The organism is Candidatus Glomeribacter gigasporarum BEG34 (genome assembly GCF_000227585.1).
Classification (GTDB): domain Bacteria; phylum Pseudomonadota; class Gammaproteobacteria; order Burkholderiales; family Burkholderiaceae; genus Glomeribacter; species Glomeribacter gigasporarum_B.
This window is the reverse complement of record NZ_CAFB01000123.1, coordinates 1-1,620: the sequence shown is the minus strand read 5'-3', so window position 1 is coordinate 1,620 and position 1,620 is coordinate 1. Positions and strand designations below refer to the sequence as shown.

Below are 1,620 nucleotides of genomic sequence, written 5' to 3'. Positions count from 1 at the left end.
TTAAGTCCATTGTTCTATGCTTGCCTTATATGGTTCGAGTTGACAAATGCGTATCCAACTGAATACACTACGCCGATGTATACGATTCTCCGATCTGGCGAATTTGATGCCTGGCTCAGCGCATTGAAAGACATTCGCGGACAAACGCGCATATTGGCGCGCATCAAGTCAGCCGAATTCGGCAACTTCGGGGATTCGGAACCCATTGGAGAAGGCGTTTTTGAGATGCGGATTCATTTCGGCCCTGGTTATCGCTTGTACTACACTCGCCGCGGTTTGCGGGTCTATGCGCTGCTTCTAGGCGGAAATAAATCCACCCAAAAACGGGATATTCGCGCAGCCCTCGCGATGGCGCGTGCGCTTGATCAGGAGAATACTCAATGACCCAATATGCCCCATTCGATGCTGTGGACTACCTGAACAGTGAAGCACACTGCACAGAATATCTGGCTGCCGCATTGGAAGACCCCAATCCAGACGTATTCATTTCAGCGCTCAGCGATGTCGCCCGTGCGCGCGGGATGACGCACATTGCCAAAGCTGCGGGCTTGGGCCGTGAGAGTTTGTACAAAGCGCTGACCCCCGGCGCTAAACCGCGTTACGAAACCATTCGCAGATTGATGGACTCGCTCGGTATCAGACTGACCATTGCAACGGCTTAGCATATGGGATTCTGCTGCTGAATCGCAGCATTCTCCGCTATCACGTCCAGCGCCTCATTCATCAAGGCAATATCGGCCAGATCGACCGAGCCGTCTTTCAGGCGCTCAAAGCCGCACATCCCTTTGGCGACCGGACGCAAGAGCCAGTCTTCGCCGTTCGGCAGACTCACCCATTGGCCGCTGTCGCTGGCGAGGCTTCGACTGCGCGCTCGGTGAGGCCGCGCAAAAAATTTCCCAAACTGTCCTGAATCACATACATCGCAATCTGCACCATCTCGCTCAGGCCAATGTCATCAAACATCAGCGCCTGGTTCTGCGCATTCCAAACCGGAGAAAAATGCTTGCCGTTCTGCCGCTGCGTCACGCTCAGGCAGGTGTGCAACACGTATTCACAATCGGCATCGGGCATTGCGGCAATCACATCCGCAAGCGATTTAAGCGCCGCCGCTGAATCTGCGCCCTGCAATGCCGCCAAGCCGCCGAGCACCGGCGCGATCTTGCGCGCGACATGCAGTTGCGCAAACGCATTCAGTTTGCCCGCGCGGTACTGCTGACCCTCGATTTCAAATTTAGACATGGACGCTCCTTAAGTGTAATTTCCCAGAATCGCATCGATCTTGCCGGCGGCGAACACCCACTCGACCGGCTCATCGTCCTTTTTGTAGCTCAGATCGGGCATCTTTTTAAACGCGCAGCCGCGGCACACAATCGTGTCGCCGCTCTGGGTCTGGTGAACCGTAATCACATTTTGACCATACAGACGGCTATCGGCGGCTTGCGTATCGTAGAGTCCCATCAATTGCGCATTGACCGGACTCGTCTTCAGCAGCCGCACCGTGACCGTACCGGACTTGTCGGCGTTCAGCACGTGCATAAATTCGCCGTCTGCGCCGACCACCAGTTTGCCTTGATCGCCTTCTCTGGCAAGGGTGATCCCTTCTTCCGCAACGCCTGCGCC

Annotated in this window: 5 protein-coding genes; 2 read left to right on the top strand and 3 right to left on the bottom strand. The window is 55.5% G+C overall.

Features of this window, described 5'->3' with window-relative positions:
• Together CAGGBEG34_RS09445 and CAGGBEG34_RS09440 are read left to right on the top strand one after the other, a co-directional pair.
• A partial coding sequence (locus tag CAGGBEG34_RS09445) for a type II toxin-antitoxin system RelE/ParE family toxin (protein WP_238985038.1) occupies positions 1-384 on the top strand: 384 nt, incomplete at its 5' end.
• Positions 381-662 (top strand): addiction module antidote protein, encoded by a 282-nt coding sequence (locus CAGGBEG34_RS09440; protein WP_006683384.1) that lies wholly within the window; start codon positions 381-383, stop codon positions 660-662. The genes CAGGBEG34_RS09445 and CAGGBEG34_RS09440, both read left to right, overlap by 4 nt.
• Here CAGGBEG34_RS09440 and CAGGBEG34_RS11225 read toward each other — a convergent pair.
• The 3 genes from CAGGBEG34_RS11225 to CAGGBEG34_RS09430 all read right to left on the bottom strand — a co-directional run.
• Positions 659-832, bottom strand: a complete 174-nt coding sequence (locus CAGGBEG34_RS11225; protein ID WP_006683383.1) for a DUF6889 family protein — start codon at positions 830-832, stop codon at positions 659-661. The two genes, CAGGBEG34_RS09440 and CAGGBEG34_RS11225, sit on opposite strands and share 4 nt — an antisense overlap.
• A complete protein-coding gene (locus CAGGBEG34_RS09435) occupies positions 829-1,239 on the bottom strand; it encodes a phage tail assembly chaperone (protein WP_006683382.1) in 411 nt (136 codons plus the stop codon). The genes CAGGBEG34_RS11225 and CAGGBEG34_RS09435 overlap by 4 nt, the downstream gene beginning before the upstream one ends.
• 9 nt (positions 1,240-1,248) lie before the next feature.
• On the bottom strand, positions 1,249-1,620 hold a 372-nt coding region (locus tag CAGGBEG34_RS09430), incomplete at its 5' end, for a phage structural protein (protein ID WP_042688542.1).

Bases quoted from the DNA above. Each gene is read 5' to 3' on its own strand.
- CAGGBEG34_RS09440 (WP_006683384.1), top strand. From the start codon at position 381: ATGACCCAATATGCCCCATTCGATGCTGTGGACTACCTGAACAGTGAA.
- CAGGBEG34_RS09435 (WP_006683382.1), bottom strand. From the start codon at position 1,239: ATGTCTAAATTTGAAATCGAGGGTCAGCAGTACCGCGCGGGCAAACTG.